At 74.3% G+C, this 2,409-nt stretch carries 2 protein-coding genes; both read left to right on the plus strand.

Annotation, left to right across the window (positions count from 1 at the left end; all coding sequences use genetic code 11):
* The first annotated feature begins 201 nt into the window (after nucleotides 1–201).
* The gene (locus ACWGB8_RS38365) at nucleotides 202–1,551 is read left to right on the plus strand and encodes a hypothetical protein (RefSeq protein ID WP_452218284.1); all 1,350 of its coding nucleotides are present in this window, start codon (nucleotides 202–204) and stop codon (nucleotides 1,549–1,551) included.
* Complete coding sequence (locus tag ACWGB8_RS38370) at nucleotides 1,488–2,315, plus strand: tetratricopeptide repeat protein (protein WP_452218285.1); 828 nt, start codon at nucleotides 1,488–1,490, stop codon at nucleotides 2,313–2,315. Before ACWGB8_RS38365 ends, ACWGB8_RS38370 begins: the two co-directional genes overlap by 64 nt.
* The last annotated feature ends 94 nt before the right edge of the window (nucleotides 2,316–2,409 follow it).

Here is a 2,409-nt window from a genome sequence, read left to right on the forward strand (position 1 = left end):
CGCCGATGGTACTGCAGGGGGGACCCTGTGGGAGAGTAGGACGCCGCCGAACAATTCTTCCAGGCCGCGGCCCCAGCGATTCGCTGGGGCCGCGGCCTTTTTGTATTTCCAGCGTGTGCACAGCCGGCCCAAGAGGAGCGTCCCCGCCCGGACGCGGGGTTCCTCGGGATGCCGGACAATGGAGAGACGGTGCGCGGCCACATGGCCGGCATCGAACCGCGTGAGGGCGTTGAGTCAGCCCGGTCCGCGGTGGAGCTGAAGCAGCAGAAGGAGTCACCAGGATGTCGAACCAGCCCCAGGACCGTCCCGAGCGTCGATCGGACGACGGCCGCGGCTACGAGCCCCGGTCTCGCGGGGGCTGGTCCAACGACCGTGGTCCGCGCCGCGACGACCGCGGCGACGACCGCGGCGACAACCGTGGCGGCGACCGTCGTGACGACCGCGGCGGCGACCGCGGTGGTTACCGTGGCGGCGACCGCCCCACCGGTGGCGGCTACGGCCGCGACCGTGACGACCGCCCGCGCGGCGGTGGTGGCTACGGCCGTGACCGTGACGACCGTGGCGGCTTCCGCGGCGGCGACCGCCCGTCCGGCGGTGGGTTCCGTGGCGGCGACCGTCCCTCCGGTGGCGGCTACGGCCGTGACCGTGACGACCGTGGTGGCGACCGCGGTGGGTTCCGTGGCGGCGACCGTCCCTCCGGTGGCGGCTACGGCCGTGACCGCGACGACCGTGGCGGCTTCCGCGGCGGCGACCGTCCCTCGGGTGGTGGCGGTTTCCGTCGTGACGACCGTCCGGGTGGCTTCAACCGTGACCGTGATGACCGTGGCGGGGACCGCGGTGGTTTCCGTCGTGACGACCGTCCGGGCGGGTTCAACCGTGACCGTGACGACCGTCCCCGTGGCGGCGACCGTGGTGGCTTCACCCGGGATGACCGTGGTGGCGACCGCGGTGGGTTCCGTCGTGAGGAGCGTCCGGCCGGCGGTGGCTTCCGTCGCGACGACCGTCCCTCGGGCGGCTTCAACCGTGACCGCGACGACCGCGGCGGCGACCGCGGTGGCTTCCGCCGTGACGACCGCCCCTCCGGTGGTGGCGGTTTCCGTCGCGACGACCGCCCGGGCGGCTTCAACCGTGACCGTGACGACCGTGGCGGCTTCCGTCGCGAGGAGCGTCCGGCCGGCGGCGGCTACGGCCGCGACGACCGTGGTGGCGACCGCGGTGGCTTCCGCCGTGACGACCGTGGGGGCGACCGTGGCGGCTTCCGCCGTGACGACCGTGGTGGCGACCGTGGCGGGTTCCGTGGCGGCGACCGTCCGCGCGGTGGCGGCTACGGCCGCGACGACCGTGGTGGCGACCGCGGCGGCTTCCGCCGGGACGACCGCGGCGGTGACCGCGACCGCCGTGACTACGACGACCGCCGGGGCAACTACGAGCCCGTCAAGCGGCTGCCGATCCCGGAGGACGTCACCGGCTACGAGCTGGACGCGGACGTGCGCCAGGAGCTCAAGAGCCTGCCCAAGACCCTCGCCGACGATGTCGCGCGCAACCTGGTGATGGTCGCCCGGATGCTCGACGGCGAGCCGGAGGAGGCGTACCAGTACTCGCGCGTCGCGCTGCGGCTGGCCTCCCGCGTGGCGGCCGTGCGCGAGGCGGCGGGCTTCGCCTCGTACATGACGCAGCGCTACTCGGAGGCGCTGACCGAGTTCCGCGCCGCTCGCCGGATGACCGGGCGGGCGGACCTGTGGCCGGTGATGGCGGACTGCGAGCGCGGCCTGGGCCGCCCGGAGCGCGCCCTGGCGATGGCCGGCGAGCCCGAGGTGAAGCAGCTGGACAAGGCCGGCCAGGTCGAGATGCGGCTGGTCGCGGCGGGTGCCCGGACGGACATGGAGCAGTTCGACGCGGCCGTCGTCACCCTGCAGAGCCCGGAGCTGGCTTCCAGCACCGTGCACCCGTGGACGGCCCGCCTGCGCTACGCGTACGCCGAGGCGCTGATCGCCGCGGGTCGCGGCGAGGAGGCCCGTGACTGGTTCGCCAAGGCGGCCGAGGCGGACAGCGACGGGGCGACCAACGCCTCCGAGCGGCTGGCGGAGATCGACGGCCTGGAGTTCGTGGACGCGCTCGACCCGGAGCTGGCGGAGGAGGAGGCCGAGCAGGCCGAGGCCCCGGTGGCGAAGAAGGGCGGCGGCGTGCCGGACGAGCGGGAGATCTTCGAGGACGAGGAGGACGTCGAGGAGTTCTACGACGAGGACGACCTCGAAATCGACGAGGACTTCGACGGCGTGGTGCCCGAGCGCGACGCCGACGGCGACAAGCGCTGACGGCAGCCGGCCCAACGGCCTGCCCGACGACGGGTCGGCGGCCGCGGGTCGGACGAGAGGGGCCCTGCGGCCCTCCGGATTCCCACCGGAGGGC

It is taken from the genome of Kitasatospora sp. NPDC054939 (assembly GCF_053610105.1).